General features: G+C 60.5%; 15 protein-coding genes. 10 read left to right on the plus strand and 5 right to left on the minus strand.

The genetic code is table 11. The annotated features are described in order from the left end of the window. Window positions 1-297, plus strand: a 297-nt coding sequence (locus tag L6D82_RS20425; protein WP_236191337.1) for a hypothetical protein, incomplete at its 5' end; no start/stop codon positions are given. Window positions 298-544: 247 nt separating this feature from the next. Here L6D82_RS20425 and L6D82_RS20430 read toward each other — a convergent pair. The 3 genes from L6D82_RS20430 to L6D82_RS20440 form a co-directional block, all read right to left on the minus strand. Continuing rightward, complete coding sequence (locus L6D82_RS20430; protein ID WP_085745300.1) at window positions 545-913, minus strand: DUF6124 family protein; 369 nt, start codon at window positions 911-913, stop codon at window positions 545-547. A 393-nt stretch (window positions 914-1,306) separates the two neighbouring features. Next, window positions 1,307-3,718: a glucose/quinate/shikimate family membrane-bound PQQ-dependent dehydrogenase gene (locus L6D82_RS20435; protein ID WP_102687181.1), complete on the minus strand. Its 2,412-nt coding sequence runs from the start codon at window positions 3,716-3,718 to the stop codon at window positions 1,307-1,309. Between the two features lie 136 nt (window positions 3,719-3,854). After that, window positions 3,855-5,216: a carbohydrate porin gene (locus L6D82_RS20440; protein WP_102687182.1), complete on the minus strand. Its 1,362-nt coding sequence runs from the start codon at window positions 5,214-5,216 to the stop codon at window positions 3,855-3,857. A gap of 301 nt (window positions 5,217-5,517) precedes the next feature. On the opposite strand from L6D82_RS20440, the gene L6D82_RS20445 reads away from it, so the two are divergent. Next, a complete protein-coding gene (locus L6D82_RS20445; protein WP_007956650.1) occupies window positions 5,518-5,748 on the plus strand; it encodes a VF530 family protein in 231 nt (76 codons plus the stop codon). A gap of 1 nt (window position 5,749) precedes the next feature. Then, the gene (locus L6D82_RS20450) at window positions 5,750-6,388 is read left to right on the plus strand and encodes a Pr6Pr family membrane protein (protein WP_236191339.1); all 639 of its coding nucleotides are present in this window, start codon (window positions 5,750-5,752) and stop codon (window positions 6,386-6,388) included. Between the two features lie 18 nt (window positions 6,389-6,406). Here the strand turns inward: L6D82_RS20450 and L6D82_RS20455 are convergent, their stop codons facing one another. Next, a complete protein-coding gene (locus L6D82_RS20455) occupies window positions 6,407-7,192 on the minus strand; it encodes a siderophore-interacting protein (RefSeq protein WP_236191342.1) in 786 nt (261 codons plus the stop codon). After that, the gene (locus L6D82_RS20460; protein ID WP_011335784.1) at window positions 7,189-7,764 is read right to left on the minus strand and encodes a PadR family transcriptional regulator; all 576 of its coding nucleotides are present in this window, start codon (window positions 7,762-7,764) and stop codon (window positions 7,189-7,191) included. The genes L6D82_RS20455 and L6D82_RS20460 overlap by 4 nt, the downstream gene beginning before the upstream one ends. Window positions 7,765-8,259: 495 nt before the next feature. On the opposite strand from L6D82_RS20460, the gene L6D82_RS20465 reads away from it, so the two are divergent. From L6D82_RS20465 to L6D82_RS20495, 7 genes are all read left to right on the plus strand, one after another. Continuing rightward, entirely contained in the window at window positions 8,260-8,754 is a 495-nt protein-coding gene (locus L6D82_RS20465) for a CS1 type fimbrial major subunit (protein WP_102687185.1), read from the plus strand. Window positions 8,755-8,863: 109 nt separating this feature from the next. Next, entirely contained in the window at window positions 8,864-11,386 is a 2,523-nt protein-coding gene (locus tag L6D82_RS20470) for a CS1-pili formation C-terminal domain-containing protein (RefSeq protein WP_236191344.1), read from the plus strand. Window positions 11,387-11,388: 2 nt separating this feature from the next. Beyond that, window positions 11,389-12,606, plus strand: a complete 1,218-nt coding sequence (locus L6D82_RS20475) for a hypothetical protein (RefSeq protein ID WP_305955764.1) — start codon at window positions 11,389-11,391, stop codon at window positions 12,604-12,606. A gap of 44 nt (window positions 12,607-12,650) precedes the next feature. Next, window positions 12,651-13,394, plus strand: coding sequence for a molecular chaperone (locus L6D82_RS20480; protein ID WP_129974308.1), 744 nt, complete (start codon window positions 12,651-12,653; stop codon window positions 13,392-13,394). A 32-nt stretch (window positions 13,395-13,426) separates the two neighbouring features. Beyond that, window positions 13,427-13,927: a CS1 type fimbrial major subunit gene (locus L6D82_RS20485; protein WP_102687236.1), complete on the plus strand. Its 501-nt coding sequence runs from the start codon at window positions 13,427-13,429 to the stop codon at window positions 13,925-13,927. Window positions 13,928-13,960: 33 nt separating this feature from the next. Next, window positions 13,961-14,464, plus strand: a complete 504-nt coding sequence (locus L6D82_RS20490; RefSeq protein ID WP_102687188.1) for a CS1 type fimbrial major subunit — start codon at window positions 13,961-13,963, stop codon at window positions 14,462-14,464. Window positions 14,465-14,515: 51 nt separating this feature from the next. After that, window positions 14,516-15,766 (plus strand): hypothetical protein, encoded by a 1,251-nt coding sequence (locus L6D82_RS20495; protein WP_236191345.1) that lies wholly within the window; start codon window positions 14,516-14,518, stop codon window positions 15,764-15,766. Window positions 15,767-15,775 lie beyond the last annotated feature (9 nt).

Below are 15,775 nucleotides of genomic sequence, written 5' to 3' on the forward strand. Positions count from 1 at the left end.
TCTGCTTGTGTGTTCAGGGTTTTGACAGGGTTTTGGGGGTTGGGCTTGGCGGCCTTTGGGCCGACCATGCTGCGGTTTTATCGAGTACATATCCGTTTCTTCGGGTGCGCCCGCTGGCGGTTTCGCCCTTACGGCGAGGCACTTTTTTCAAACGCCAAAAAAGTACCCAAAAAGGCTCGTCCCGGCGTTCGGCCCTCGCAGGCTCGGGTTCCTTCGCTCCGGCGTCCCTCCGGGGGCATCGACTTCGTCGATGAGTTCGGCTTCGCCAAACGGCGCTGCGCGCCAATCCCCGGATGAACACCTCCACTCAGCCTTCCGAAGGGACGGGTGGATCAAGATCAAGAGCTTTGTCGAGCTAACGCTCATCCTTGAGAGGTGTGGTTTGTGGGCTTTGCAAACTTGAGGTCGACTCGGACTTTCAGGTCGATGTACATCGATTGATCAACTCGGTCAGTCCCCTCTCCCTCCGGGAGAGGGCTAGGGTGAGGGCAGCGTCCTGACTGACTCACCACAAGCCTGACTCCCGCAGAGACCTCATCAGCATTTATGCCGGATATCGACTGACCTCAACGTTATCCAGCACCCGATTCACCGCCAGTTCCGCCAGCATGATCACCTGCTGAATTCCCAGGATCCGATGCCGCTGCGGCGTATCGACAAAAGCCGCTACATCACTGGCCATGACACTTGCGGTAGCCAGGGACTCACAGGCATGGGCCAACAGGCTTTCATCGTCCATGTCTGGCGAGACCTGGAACATCTGGCTCGGTCGGCGACCGGGGCATTTTTTGGGGATGGGATTGAAATGGTGGTCGAGCGCGCGTTCGGCGGCGTCGTGGAGTTTCTTTGAATCGGCGGATTCGTAGGGCGAGGTGTCGTTTGATTCGGGGGGATTGGGTGTTGGCTTTTTCATTTTTTACTCCTCAGGAATGGGTCCATTCCTCTAATTGCCGCGACGCAAAAAGAGGGGTGGCAGCTGTACGCGGGTTCGCGGACCGACCTGAGGCATTCGGCATACCCGAAGGTATCCCGCGTACAGCCACCATAAACAAGCACTTGAGGTGCTGCTGTTAAGCGGCGGCAATTATGCCTCAGAAGTCGGGCCGCGACGCCCGTTCGCTGAATTTGCAGCGACCCCCAAAGCCTATCCACCCCATTTCCGAGCCACAACCGACGCGACATGTCAGAAACATCCCCTGCAAACGCCCTGTCTGTAGGACATAAACACCCCGTTGAAAAAACGCAGCCCACAAAAAAGGCGACACCCCTCACAGGGCATCGCCTTTTTCCTTACCGCCGTTAAAGTTTATTCCGGCAGTTTGTACGCAATCACATAGTCACCCATCTTGGTGCCCAGCGAACCGTGACCGCCCACCACGAGCAGGACGTATTGCTTGCCGTCCTTGCCGGTGTAGGTCATCGGAGTCGCTTGACCACCCGCGGGCAGACGCGATTTCCACAGTTCTTTACCGGTGTTCACGTCGTAGGCGCGCAGGTACTGGTCCAGCGTGCCGCTGAGGAAGCCGACGCCGCCAGCGGTGACGATCGAGCCGCCCATGCTTGGTACGCCCAGGGTGAAGCCGATCGGGATTGGCGAGCTGTCGCGGCTGGTGCCGTTCTTGCGTTTCCAGACGACTTTGCCGGTGGTCAGGTCGATACCGGCGACGTAGCCCCAGGCCGGGGCCTGGCACGGTACGCCGAGTGGCGACATGAACGGGTGCATGATCACCGCGTATGGCGCGCCGGTGTTCGGTTGCACGCCGGCGGTTTCGCTCTCGCGTTTGCTGCCGGCGGCGACTTTCTCGCGTGGCACCATTTTCGAGACGAAGGCCATGTAGTTCGGGCTGGTGAACAGCATCTGGCGAACCGGGTCGACCGAGACGCCGCCCCAGTTGAACACACCGACGTTACCCGGGTAGATCAGGCTGCCCTGTTCCGACGGAGGCGTGTATTGGCCTTCGTAGCGCAGTTCCTTGAACTGGATGCGGCACAGCATCTGGTCGAACGGGCTGGCGCCCCACATGGCTTTTTCGGTCAGTTCCGGGGCCAGCAGGTTCAGGTCCGAACGGGCCTGGGTCGGGGCGGTGTGGTCGCCTTTCACGGCGCCTTGCGGAACCGGGATCTCCTTGATCGGGATGATCGGCGTGCCGTCGCGACGGTCGAGGACGTACAGGCTGCCCTGTTTGGTCGGGGCGATCAGCGCAGGTTTGATGCCGTCGGCGGTTTTCATGTCCAGCAGGGTTGGCTGGCTGCCGACGTCCATGTCCCACAGGTCATGGTGGGTGAACTGGTAGTTCCAGCGCACTTTACCGGTGGCCAGGTCCAGAGCCACGACGCCGGCGCTGAATTTCTCGGCGCCCGGGGTGCGGTCGGCGCCCCATTGGTCCGGGGTCTGGTTGCCCAGTGGCAGGTAAACCATGCCGAGTTTTTCGTCGACGCTGGCCAGCGACCACATGTTGGCCGAGTTGCGGCTGTAGGTTTCGCCTGGCGCCAAAGGCTCGGTGGCGTCTGGCTTGTCGCTGTCCCAGTTCCAGACGAGGTGACCGTCACGCACGTCGAAAGCGCGGATCACGCCCGATGGCTCGTTGGTCGATTCGTTGTCGGTCACGTGGCCGCCCATGATCACCAGATCACGGGTGATCGCGGCAGGCGAGGTGGAGTAGTAGCCACCGGCGGTGAACGGGCCGATGCCCTGGGTCAGGTCAACCACACCGTTGGTGCCGAAGCCTTCGCAGATCTTGCCGGTATCGGCGTTCAGTGCGATCAGGCGTGCATCGGCGGTCGGCAGGTACAGGCGACGCGGGCAGGCCTGGGCGACGGCTTTGCCGGCCTCGGAGATGACGGCGGAGACTGCATTTTCAGACTTGGCGTACGCGGCTTCGTCGTAGTACGACACGCCACGGCAAGTCATGTGGGCGAAGCCCTTGAAGCCGACCGGGCTCTTGATCTGCGGGTCGAAGCGCCACAGTTCCTTGCCGGTGTCCGGGTCCAGCGCCAGCACTTTGCTGTGGGCGGTGCAGGCGTAGAGCATGCCGTTGGCTTTGAGCGGGGTGTTTTCGTTGGTCAGCTCGACCGGGTCATCGGCGGTCGGCAGGTCGCCGGTCTGGATGCGCCAGGCTTCCTGCAGCTTGCCGACGTTGGCGGGGGTGATCTGCTTCAGTGGCGAGTAGCGGTCACCGAATTCGGTGCGGCCATAGGCCTGCCAGTCGCCATCAGGCATGGCTGGCGCGGTGCTGGTGGTGTCGGCGGTCTCGCGACCCAGTTCGCCAAAGATTTCGCCCGGATGGGTGAACAGGCTGGCCAGGGCGGTGACGCCGGCCAGAATCACGGCCACGGACAGGCCGCCGGTGCCCATCGGCGCCGGGCCTGCGAGCAGCAGCGGGCGACGGAACCACGGCAGCAGCATCACGAAACCGAGGACAAACCACAGTGCCAGGCGCGGCACCAGTTGCCACCAGTCCAGACCGACTTCCCACAGCGCCCAGACGGTGCTGGCGAACAGCACGATGGCGTACAGGCCCAATGCTGCGCGACGACGCATCAGCATCAGAATGCCGGTCAGCGTGATGCCGATACCGGCCAGCAGGTAATACAGCGAGCCGCCGAGCGTACTCAGCTTGATTCCCCCGGCCAGCATGGCCAGGCCCATCAGCAGAAGCAGAATGCCGAGCAGGTTCGGCAGAAGACGGCTTCGACTCGAAGCACCTTCAGTGCTCATAGTGTGGTTCTCCGTGACGTTTCAAGTAGTCCCGCGCTGTAGTCACTGTAGATGACGATCGGGCGCGGGCATGGTTCAGATAAAAACTTGTCTAGCTATCGAATTTCATCTGCAGGCCTGAGCGGCCTGCATTGGGTCAGAACGACGACTGGATCTTGATCCCGCCGATCAGCGCGTCGTCGACCTTGTCCACACCGCCCGGATGGCGGATGTATTGCAGGTTCGGGCGCACGGTCAGCCAGTTGGTGACGTGCACGCCGTAATAGAGTTCGGCGCTGTATTCGGTGTCCTGTGGTGGCAGGAAGGACGGATCGTCGTAGTCGTAGACAGCGCGGGCCTGGTTGGTCGCTTCGGCGTTCTTGCGGTAGGCCGGGTTGACGTGGACGCGGGCCAGGGCGAAACCGATGTCGTCCTTGGCGCGGGCGTCGAACAGGCCTTTGTAGACCACGCCGGCCTGGACGTAGTTGTCGATGGCGTTGGTTTTCTTGTCGTGCATCGTGCCGTTGGCGAACACGCTCAGACCACGGGAATTGTCGCTGGCGACGCTGGTGATCTGCTGCTGCACGCCGAGCCACACGCCGTGTTTGCTCGAAGCGCTGCGATAGGCTTCGCCGCTCAGGGCAGCCGGCTGGCCGTTGCTGTCTTTATAGGCGTCGGAGGCCTTGGCGTTGCTGTAGTAGTAACCGGCGCGGTATTCGCCTGGCAGGCCGTTGAGCTTGGGCTTCCACACCAGTTCGATCGGCAGGATCGCGCCCTGGGTGCCGCTGCCGCTGAGCTTGAAGCCGTTACCGCGATCGAGGTTCGACGGGTTCTGCTCATAGGCGCCGACTTGTGCGTACAGCTCCGGCGTCAGGTGATATTTGACGCGCATTGCCCATTGGCTGACCGGCCAGTTGTACCAGATGCCGCCGACCCAGTTGCCGACTTGCGAGCCGCAGAACGCCAGGTTCTGGAAGTCGCACGGGAAGGTGTTGAAGTCTTCGCCTTCGCCGAAGCGGCCGACCTTGATATCGAGCTTCTGGTCGAAGAATTTCTGCTGGTACCACATCTGCGTCAGGCGGGTGGTCTGGCCACGGCCCCAGACTTCCTGGGCCGAGGTGAAGCCACCGACGCGCGGGTCGTTGATGCGGTCGTTGCTGATGTTGTTGCCGCTGCGCTTGGTCACGGTCAGCTGGAATTCAGCGTCGTTCCAGCCCAGCAGTTTTTGCAGGTCCAGATGAGTGCCGAGGCCCCATTGGTCGCTGTAGCGCGCGGTGCGATCGTGGTCGTAGCCGCCGTGCAGGTTGCTGCCCATTTCGCCGGTGTAGTCGAGCTTGAAGTCGATGCCTTTCGCCGAGAGTTCGCTGCGGGTGCCGTTCCAGTCACCAAGCATCCATGGTGATTCACTGTCGAAGGCCGGGGCGGCCTGGGTGCAGGTGGCGAGGCCAAGGGCGGTGCAGCCGCCGATCAGGCGCAGGGTTGAGATAGCGCTGTCTCGGGAGAACGGAAAATCGGGCATGAATTGGGTCTTTCTTGATCTTTTTTGGGGGATAAACTGGCCGCTACGATTTGACGCAGGCAGTGAAGCGGTTCAGCAGAAGGGCGGCAGGATAATGTCCTGTTACAAAAACACAAAGTGCTTTTGCAGACATGAACCCTTTCGGATTCGGTAACAGTGCGGCAATACGGCGCATTGCGGGCGTTGGCGCAGGCTGCGATCTTCTCCGGTTGGCCTACATTTAACCCAAGGCCTTCCACCCGCCCATGCCCTCGGCTAAGGTGCGCGGCTTCTGCATTTTCACTTCGCCCAAAGGCCCGGCATGAACGACCACAACCCCGATCCGCTGCACGGCGTGACCCTCGAACAGATCCTCAATGCGCTGGTGACCCATTACGAATGGTCGGGCCTGGCCGAGCGCATCGATATCCGTTGCTTCAAGAGCGATCCGACCATCAAGTCGAGCCTGACCTTTTTGCGCAAGACGCCTTGGGCGCGGGAGAAAGTCGAGCGTCTGTACGTGAAACTGATGCGCACCAAGCGACCACTCTGAGATGAACGCCGTATGGCGGCGACGCCTGATTACTTCGGCCGCGGTGCTGGGCTGGGCCGGGCTGGGGATTCAGCTGTACCTGATTTTCTTCGCCCGGCTGAGTGTCGGCGCCAGTCTGCTGGGCGGGCTGGTCAGTTTCTTCAGCTACTTCACCGTGATCACCAACACCCTGGTGGCGTTGGTGCTGACCTGCGCGGTGACCGATCGCGAATCCGCCGCGCGCCGCTGGTTTCTGCAACCCTGGGTCAGCAGTGGTATCGCGGTGAGCATTGCCGTAGTGGGACTGGCCTACAGCATTCTGCTGCGACACCTGTGGCATCCGCAGGGTTGGCAATTTATCGCCGACGAATTGCTCCACGACGTGATGCCGCTGCTGTTTCTGGCTTATTGGTGGTTGTGCGTGCCGAAGGGCAGCTTGCGTCTGAAGCACCTGCCGCTGTGGCTGATCTACCCGCTGGTGTACTTCGCCTATGCGCTGTTACGCGGGCATCTGCTGGGGGCCTACGCGTATCCGTTCATTGATGTGGCGCTGTTGGGTTATCCACAGGTGTTCGTCAATGCCGGGGGGATTTTGCTGGGATTTGTGCTGATTGCGTTGCTGGTGATCGGGATTGATCGCTGGCAGGGGCGGCGCCTTTAACAGCGCCGCCGCGCGTATTCACTCCTCTTCGGAGCCTTCTGCGCGCCAGTAACCGACCGCTTTGACGAACTTCTCGTCGAGTCCGTGTTCATCGAGCAGCACCCGGCGGATCTGCCGCGAAACCTTGGTCTCGGTCGCCACCCACGCATACAGATTGCCCTTGGGCACCTGCAATTGTTTGACGGTGGTCAGCAGGTTGTCCTTGCCGCCCTCGCGCAGTACCCAGATCACATTGACCTGCGCCGCGCTTTCCAGGGTTTGCTGCTCCTTGCCGTTTTCCACTTCGATCACCACCAGCGCCTTGCGATTGGCCGCCAGGCCTTCGAGGCGGCGGGCGATGGCGGGCAGGGCGGTTTCGTCGCCGATCAGCAGGTAGCTGTCGAAGATGTCCGGCACGATCATCGAGCCACGCGGGCCGCCGATGTGCAGGAATTGCCCGGGCTTCGCCTGTTCGGCCCAGGTCGAGGCAGGGCCGTCGCCGTGCAGGACGAAGTCGATGTCCAGCTCAAGCTTGTCGAGGTCGTAGCGGCGCGGGGTGTAGTCGCGCATTTCGGGCATCGGTACGTCGCTCTTGCCGGCGCCGAGCACCAGGGTTTCCAGCGCCGCGGCCTGTTCGGCGTTCTGCGGGAACAGCAGTTTGACGTGATCGTCGGTACCGAGGCTGATGAACCCGGCCAGTTCCGGCCCGCCGAGGGTGATGCGGCGCATGCGCGGAGTCAGGTCGACCACTCGCAGCACTTCCAGGCGGCGACGTTTGATTTCATGCATGACGCGGTGAATGGTTTGGGTATCGACTGTAGTCATTCGGCTTTCTCCGGGGCAGATTGAACGGCGGGGCCGTCGACGATGGCTTTGGCGGTGTCATTGAGCAGGTCGCGTACGCGCAGGATTTCTTCCGGGCTCCAGCGCCCGTGGTGCATCTGCAATGCGTGGCGCAGGTTGTGCACCGCTTCATGAATTTCCGGCGGCCGGTCGTGGCCGCGCAGCGAGCGCTTGCTGACGTCGATGCGCATCCGCACGCCGTCCAGCGCCACCGCCTGTTCGCTGAGGGATTGGCGGCCGGCATCGGTCACCGCGTAGCGCTTTTTGCCGCCCTCGGCATCGCCGGTGATCATTTCGCTTTCTTCGAGAAATGTCAGGGTCGGGTAGATCACGCCGGGGCTGGGGCTGTAGGCGCCGTCGAACATGGTTTCGATCTGGCGAATCAGGTCATAGCCGTGGCACGGCTGTTCGGCGATCAGGGCCAGCAACAGCAATTTCAGATCGCCCGGGGCGAATACCCGCGGGCCGCGACCGCCGCGCTCGCGGCCGTGGCGTTTTTCGAAGCCGTCACGGCTGTCGCCGTGGTCGCGGTGGGGGGAATGATGGTCTCTCATTTCAGTCTTCTCTCGTCGTGTTTAGATACAACTTAAGATATATCTTTAAGGCTGGGCAAGAGCTTTTTGCCGCAGAGCTGACGAGTGGTCAGCGGTGAGCAAGGCGCGCTGAAGGAGGAACCGCCCTACCTGGTTGATCGAGACAGGAATAACCGGAAAGTTAAAGCTATCACTCTATTAATACTTGAGCGTATATTCTAAAAAGATTAGAAAGTGCTGGCTGGTATTGTCGAAACTGCTGTAACGTTTTTTATAAATAACTGTAGGTAGGGAATGCCTTACAGTCACTTTTGTATATTCTGATTTTTTGATGTTTTTTCTTTCGTGTTGCGAGGTTGTTTAACTACAAGTTCGTGGGAAGTTGCCTGCTTACATTCTTGAGACAAGGGTTGATCATGCCCCGGCATTGAACTTACATGTTTTCGGTACTTATCGACCGGTATGACGTGAACTTCAATGTTTCGATTCCCTTAAAAAGAAAACAGGTACTGACCGATGTTCAAGAAAATCGCAATCACCGCTTCTCTCGCTGCCCTGGCCCTGAGCTCGTCCGCGGTCTTTGCCGCCGGTGAAGCCCGTCACTCCATCAGCCTGATCGCCCACGTACCGACCAACGGTTTCTACGTGGTGCCGACCGACTCCGATCTGGTCAACAAGGATCAGGACATGAGCTTCCAGCCAAGCACCGGCAAGATGCGTGAAGTCAATGGTTTCTTCGACGTGCGCAATAACAACGGCTCGGTTCATGCCAGCCTGGAAAGCCAGCCAAAACTGATCGCCGGCAACACCGCCATCGATCTGCAAGTGCTGTTCAACAACAAGGAACTGACCCTGACCCCGCAAATGGTCGTGGGTGAGTCGGAGTCCGACGTCAACTTCCGCGCCCCCCTGAAGATCAGTGCCAAGGGCAGCAACTTCCAGCCGGGTGATTACACCGGTGTTGTCGCCATGACCTTCGACGCCGTGCCGCCGATCGGTGGTGGCAAGTAATCGGTTGATCCGCACTCAACGCAGCTTGCCAGAGTCGCGTTCCCCGGCGGGATAAACAGCCTTGTCTGTCCCGCCGGACTTCAACTTTTGTAAATCAGAGTACGAGTTCATGTTCCCGATGACACCCATCGCGGCTGCGCTTGCGCTGTTGTTTTGTGCCAGCGCAGCGGCCGCTTCCGAACCCGCCGGCACGACTCCGCGCAGTCTGTTGGCGCAGGCCAAAGGTTTGCCGGCGGATTTCGAAGAGCACTTTTTCGATGTGCCGCTGGCGGTGCGGGTCGAGCTCGATCAGCAACCGCTGGGGGAGGCCATGGTGGTGTTGTCCCGTGATGATCGCGTGACCTTGCTGGAATTCACCGACACCAGCGAAAACCGCTACACCCCCGCCGAACGCGAAAAGTGGGCGGCCTATCTCAAGCCCGGCGTGCCGCTGGGCGCGTGTACCGGCTCCTGCCCTGATCAGGTGCTGGCGGTGCATTACAACCTGGAAAACTCGCTGCTCTCGATTCTCACCGAGAACGCCGAGCGTGACCTGGAAACCAAGCGTTTTCACGATCAACCCGAAGGCGGCAGCAGCGGCCTGATGGTGCGTAACCAGCTCAACCTCAATGGCGGCCAGGATCAGGATCTGGGCGGGCGTTTCGGCCTTGAAGCCAGCGGCAGCCTGGGCAACTGGAGCCAGACCTTCAACATGCAAATGGCTCGCCTCGGCGGCCCGGACGACAAGCTCTATCACGCCGTCCACGAGCTCTACACCCAGCGCGAACTGCAAGGCAATTTCTTCCGACTGGGCTACTTCACCCCCAATTCCGAAGGGCTGACCCGCCAACCGCGCACGTTTGGCACCAGCCCTGATACCGCCGTCGGCGTGATGTACGGCAGCTCCGACAGCCTGGCTATCAACAACGCCGCGCCCAGCGTCTACCCGATCTACGTCACCGCCAATCGCCAAGGCTCGGTGGAGATCTGGCGCGATGGCCTGCTGATCAACACCCAATCGATACCCGCCGGTTTGCAGAGCCTCGACACCCGGCCGCTGCCCGGCGGTATTTACGAGGTGGAAGTACGGCTGATCGAAGACGGCCAGATCACGTCCAGCACCCAGGAGTTGGTGTACAAGCCCAGCAACTGGCGCAACCTCGACGAGCGCTGGCGCTACAACCTGTTTGCCGGCGAAGAAAAGAAACTGCTGAGCAACTGGGACCAACAATCCAGCGGCAGTCCTACCGCCGGTGCCTCGCTCAACTATCTGTTGCACCCGCGAGTCATCCTTGGCCTGTCGGCACGGCAGATCCGCGAAAAGCTGCAATACGGCACGTCCATCGACTGGACCCTGGCCAATCACATCAGCCTGTATGCCAACGTCTACAAGACCGAGGATCACGGCACCGGTCTGGATTTGCAGAGCCTGTACAACTACGGTTCCGGCAGCCTGGTGATCAGCCACAACCGCAGCTGGCTCGACACCACCGACCAGTACGAAACCCTGCCGGACGGCACCCGGGTGCGCCAGCGCAATGTGTTCATCGGCGAAACCAGCAACTCGTCGCTGGCGCTCAACCACCGGCTCAACAGTCGCAATTCGCTGAATGCACGGGTCTCCCACAGCGAAGGCAACGTCGAAGGCGTCGGCGTGGATCTGGGTTGGACCCGGCGCAGCGAGCTGTTCGGCAATGACGCCAACTGGCGTCTGTCGTTGTTCGACCGGCCGGGCAGTTTCAGTAGCGGCGACGCGCGTAACCGTGGGGTCGATTTGAGCCTCAACATGGCACTGGGCGCCCCCGGCGAGCAGATCACCGGCAGCATCGGTTCGCGCACCGACCGCGATGGCGGCCGCGACAACAACGCCTCCATCGGCTGGCGCAAGGACCTCAAAGGCCACGTGCTGCAGAACGTCTCGGTCACCGCGCTGACCGACACCTACGGTATCGGAGCTTCGGGCCTGGCCAACTTTCGCACCGATACGGTCAACGGCGACGGCTTCATCCAGCGCTCGTCCTACAACGGCAATTTCACCGGCGGTCTCAACCTCGACAGCACACTGGTGGTCGGCGGCCAGCAGATGCTCATGACCAGCGAGTACGAAATGCGCGGGGCGGGGATGATCGTCGATGTCGAGTCGGATATCGAAGGTATTGCCTTGCGCGCCGACGACTTCAGCGGTGGCAGCGCCGCGCTGAAACCGGGGCGCAACTTCATCCCGATCACTGCCTATCAGAACAGCTCGGTGAGCTTCGACTTCGAGGGCAACAACGTGCCCGCCGCCACCATCGAACCGGCGCGCACCCGTTACCACCTGAACAAGGGCGGCGTGGACTACCGCAAGATCCGCGTGATGAAAACCCTGACCGTGCTCGGACGGCTGGTCAACGAACAGGGCCAGCCGCTCAAGGGGCATCACGTGATCAACCACGCCAGTCGTGGGGTCACCGAAGTCGACGGCTTCTTCTCGATGGAAATGAACGCCGGTTCGCCAACCCTCGAGGTGCGCCAGGATAACCGCCTGCTGTGCCAGTTCCGCCTCGACGCCGATCAGCATCGCAGCGAAAACAACGTGTTGATGATCGGGGATCTGCGCTGCACGCCGGACACCCTGGCCGATACAACCATTACCGATCAGAAGGCGGGCTGAGCGTGAAAAAGCTGACCAGATATTTGAGCTTGTTCGTTGCGCTGAGCCTGCCGCCGGTCGAAGCGGCAAATCAGGAAATCCGCGCGCTGTTTCAGCCGGATCCGACACAGCCAAGCAAGAACGTCTTCATCAACAAGACGCCGAACAGCGGTTATTGCGCAGATTACCCGGACGAGTGCGCCCATCAGGGCATGTTCAGTCTCCGGGTACCGATCCGCTTCTCGACGTTCACGCCTATGTTTTCGACCAATGGCGTGTGGGTGAAGGTGCCCGCGGATTGGCGAGTCGTGAATGTCATCAATCAGCAGACTCAGCAGACTCATCCGGTGGAGGTTCGGATCAGCGGGATCGGTTCGCGATATCGCTTGAGCAAGCCTGTCACCGAACTCACGGGCGAGCCAAACGAAGCGGAGGCGCATCGTAAATTGTGGGTGGGCAGTTCGTGGGTTTATGCCGCGCCTCCATGCGAATACAGCGGAGTCGGCTTTCCGGGCGCCACCACTTACCAGTTTTTCTGGAAGACCCCCGTGCTGGGCAGCTGTAACAAGGTGGCACTCTTCGACATCGGGCATATGGAATTCGAGTATCTGGATATCGCCTACGAATTGCGTACTCCCAATCCGTTGAGCATGGCGACCGGTGTGTACACCGGTTCACTGCCCTACAGCGTCGGCCCCGGCAGCGCGGATTTCAACATGGGGCCTTTCTTTCGGGCGGATGACGCCAACCTGACTCTGGATTTTGTGCTTGATGTGCAGCACGAACTGAAAGTCAGCCTGCCACCGGGCGGCGACAAGGTCACCATGGAGCCGCCCGGCGGCTGGCGCAGCTGGATCGAAACGGGGCGTATGCCCACCGATATCTATCGCGATCAACTGTTTCACATATCGGCCTCGTCGCGCTTCAAGGTGATGATGATCTGTAACTCACTGGGTGGGTCTGAATGCGGCATTGGCAACAATGAAGTGGGCTTCTCCAAGTTTGAGGTCAGGCTCACGCTACCCGCAGGCATCGTCGGTCCGGGTAACAGTGACGGCTGGTCCGGAACGTTGATGCACAACACCTGGCTCGGTCCGTTCGAGCCCACCCGCTACGTCGATCGCAAACCCGGCAACCTGCGCTTTCAGATTCCGCGGCGTTGGATCGAATCCCTGCTCAAGCCCGGCATGAACGGCACGCTTTGGGGCAACGTCACCGTCATTTTCGACTCGGAAGTATGAAACTCCGGGGCAGGTCATTTTTCATTTTCATGAGGTTGAGCTCCATGACTCGAATGTTTTTGCTGTTGCTGTCCGGGATGTTCTGCATGACGGCCCATGGCGGGCCACAGATCAATGTCGGCACGGTGTACGACTATCTCGACGGCGACAAAAGTACCTATCTCAAACGGGTCTTCAACAGCGGTGACAGCACCGCGTTCGTCAAGATCAACGTGCTGGAAATCGTTTATGACGCCGATGGCAAGCCGCAGGAAATTCCCGTCGCCAATGCGGATGACGGCGCTTCGCGCAATGGCGTGATGGCCAGCCCGGCGCGTTTGATCGTACCGGCGCAGGGCGTTCAGGGCACGCGCTTGCTGTACATGGGAGAGCGGGATCGCGAGCGCTATTTCCGGGTGCGCTTCGTGCCGGTGGTGCCGGAAAAGGAAGATGAGTTCGTGGTGTCCCAGGATGAACGCGAAGACTACAAAAAGTCGCTGTCGGCCGGGGTCAACGTCATGACGGGCTTCGGCATCGTGTTCTTCGTGCGGCCCAAAGATGCGCGTTTCGCCACGGTGATCAACGACAGCCCGGAGCGTTACGAGATCCGCAACGACGGCAACACGGTGATGGTGGTCGACGAGTTCAAGAACTGTTCGCTGAGCGATGAAAGCGATTGCGGCGCGACTACCAAACATCACGTCATGGCTGGCAAAAGCTTCGCATTCGACAAGGAAGCCGGTCGCGAATACCGCTTCAAACTGGTTGAAGGCGATAACAAGAAAGACCTCAGGGTGGCACGCCGCTAAGGCCTGCACCAATGACGCGCCAGGTATCGATCATGAACAAGCAATGCGCCATTGCCGCGCTGATGGCTTTAACCGCACTGACAAGTGTCCCGGGCTGGGCGGCTCGGGAGGAGTTGAACTTCGAGGTGTTTCTGACCATCCCCAGTCGCGCCTTTTACATCATTCCGGCAGAGTCCGACTGGATTCACCGCCCGCAGCGGTTGCTCTGGGACTACAACACATCGACCTTGCGTGGCTTGCGCAAGTCGTTCGACGTGCGCCACGACAGCAGTGCCATCGAAGCGCGTCTGGAACGTACGGGCTCGATGTCCAACGGCCGGACGGGCGAGGAGATTCTGTTGCATGTGAAATTCAACGGTGTGGTGTTGAGTCAGGACACCCGCCCGCGTGAAGTGCTGTCCCAGGCCGAGGCGGCAGCGGGCAAGCGGGTTTTGCTGGAAATCGACCCGATCAAACCGCTCGGCGGATTCAAACCGGGGGAGTACGACGGCACGGTGATGTTGTTGTTCAACGCCCGGGCACCGGGAAGTTGATCGCGCACCGTCATCCACGCAGAGGTTCCTGAGATGATCAAGCAAGTCGCTATCGCGCTGTGCCTGGGCCTGCCGGCGTCGGTTCATCCGGCAGTGTTCGCCGCCCAGGAAAAACATACTTTCGAGGTGTCGGTAGACATCCCGACCCTGGGTTTCTACGTGATTCCCAGCGAAGCCGACTGGATTCATCGCGAGCAGACCCTGCCATGGGATATCCACAGCTCGACGTTGCTCGGGTTGCGCAAGAGCTTCGATGTGAAAACCGACGGCAGTGCCATTGAAGCGCGGCTCGAGAGTTTCCCTTACCTGACCGCCGGTGGCGATTCACGCGACAACATCGTGTTGCATGTCAGTTTCAACGGCAAGGATCTCACTCAGGACCCGACGCCCCGGGAGGTGGTGTCGGCCGAGGAAGCAATGGCGGGCAGTCGCGTGCAACTGGAAATCGTCCCCCGCGAGCAACCGGGCGGCTACAAGCCGGGTGAATACAACGGCACCGTCAATATCGTGTTCAACGTGGCGGCGCCGACAGGATGAACAGCGCACGCCGGACAAGGACAACCGACCTGACAGGCAAGGAAACAGCCAATGGTTTCAGCTGTACGCAAGTGCTCAAGGATCAGTGCGTTTTGCTTTTGCGGGAGTATTTTTTCCGCGCCAGCGCTGGCAATCACTCAGGAGATTCGCGCCACCTACGTTCCCGATCCCGCCAACCCGCAGAGCAACGCATTCATCAACCAGACGCCGCAGAGCGGCTACTGCGGCCAATACCCCAATGACTGCCGACGCTACAACCTGATGGGGGTTTCGCTGCCGCTGCGCTTCACCTCGGTGCAGGCCATTCGGCCGGAAAGCGCCGAGCGCGATGGCGCGATGTTCAGGATGCCGGCGCAGTGGCGTGGCCTGACGGTGCGCAATATCGTCACCGGTGAAGCCGAGACGGTAGAGGTGCGGATCGGCGGATTTGGCTCGCGTTATGTCCTTAGCGATACGGCAAGTAACCTGACCGGTGTCTCGGGCGAATATGAGTCACATAACGCGCTTTGGGTCGGGAGGGGGTGGGGCTGGGCGCCCAGACCTTGTGAAGACGGGGCAATGGCCTCATACGGACCGGAGTTTTACCGGTTTTTCTGGTTCACGCCGTCCGACGTCGTGTGCAGCAAACCGTCCGCGTTCGAAATCCCGTGGATGACTTACGATTATCTCGACGTGGCCTATGAACTTCGCACACCGAACCCGCTGGGCATGTCGGCGGGAATTTACGCCGGTGAGCTCACCTATGGTGTGGGTCCAGGTCAGGACATCGATGCCGGCAACAACCTGTTGCCTGATACCTCCAGCCTGACTTTCCGGATTCTTCTCGACGTGCAACATGTGCTGAAGGTCGATATCCCGCCCGGCGGCAACAGAATTGCGCTGGTACCCCAGGGCGGCTGGCAAGCCTGGCTGCAGCAGGGCAGTAAACCGACCCGGTTGTTTCGCGACCAGACCTTCAATATTTCGGCGTCCTCACGCTTCAAGATGTACTTCGAATGCGAGTACGCCGCCGTCGGCTCCTGCGCATTGCGCGACACGGTCAGCGGAGCGACCGATGCGCAGGTTTTCCTGAGCGTCAGCCTGCCCGACAGCATTGCCGACATGGCGGGCCACCCGGTCAAACGCCGTCCATTGAGCAACAGTCCCGATGCCATGGCGTTCCAGCCGACCCGCTTCATGCAACGCGCGCCGGCCACGTTGCACTTCGAGATTCCGGGTGCCCATGTCGAACAGATGCTCCAGCCCGGGAAAGGCAAACGCTACGTCGGCAACGTCACGGTGATCTGGGATTCGGAGGTCTAGAACGTTGCA

This window comes from Pseudomonas paraglycinae, assembly GCF_021601625.1.
Taxonomy (GTDB): Bacteria; Pseudomonadota; Gammaproteobacteria; order Pseudomonadales; family Pseudomonadaceae; genus Aquipseudomonas; species Aquipseudomonas paraglycinae.

Bases quoted from the DNA above. Each gene is read 5' to 3' on its own strand.
- L6D82_RS20490 (WP_102687188.1), top strand. From the start codon at position 13,961: ATGATCAAGCAAGTCGCTATCGCGCTGTGCCTGGGCCTGCCGGCGTCG.
- L6D82_RS20460 (WP_011335784.1), bottom strand. From the start codon at position 7,764: ATGAGAGACCATCATTCCCCCCACCGCGACCACGGCGACAGCCGTGAC.
- L6D82_RS20480 (WP_129974308.1), top strand. From the start codon at position 12,651: ATGACTCGAATGTTTTTGCTGTTGCTGTCCGGGATGTTCTGCATGACG.
- L6D82_RS20430 (WP_085745300.1), bottom strand. From the start codon at position 913: ATGAAAAAGCCAACACCCAATCCCCCCGAATCAAACGACACCTCGCCC.
- L6D82_RS20495 (WP_236191345.1), top strand. From the start codon at position 14,516: ATGGTTTCAGCTGTACGCAAGTGCTCAAGGATCAGTGCGTTTTGCTTT.
- L6D82_RS20435 (WP_102687181.1), bottom strand. From the start codon at position 3,718: ATGAGCACTGAAGGTGCTTCGAGTCGAAGCCGTCTTCTGCCGAACCTG.
- L6D82_RS20440 (WP_102687182.1), bottom strand. From the start codon at position 5,216: ATGCCCGATTTTCCGTTCTCCCGAGACAGCGCTATCTCAACCCTGCGC.
- L6D82_RS20470 (WP_236191344.1), top strand. From the start codon at position 8,864: ATGTTCCCGATGACACCCATCGCGGCTGCGCTTGCGCTGTTGTTTTGT.
- L6D82_RS20445 (WP_007956650.1), top strand. From the start codon at position 5,518: ATGAACGACCACAACCCCGATCCGCTGCACGGCGTGACCCTCGAACAG.
- L6D82_RS20455 (WP_236191342.1), bottom strand. From the start codon at position 7,192: ATGACTACAGTCGATACCCAAACCATTCACCGCGTCATGCATGAAATC.
- L6D82_RS20465 (WP_102687185.1), top strand. From the start codon at position 8,260: ATGTTCAAGAAAATCGCAATCACCGCTTCTCTCGCTGCCCTGGCCCTG.
- L6D82_RS20450 (WP_236191339.1), top strand. From the start codon at position 5,750: ATGAACGCCGTATGGCGGCGACGCCTGATTACTTCGGCCGCGGTGCTG.
- L6D82_RS20485 (WP_102687236.1), top strand. From the start codon at position 13,427: ATGAACAAGCAATGCGCCATTGCCGCGCTGATGGCTTTAACCGCACTG.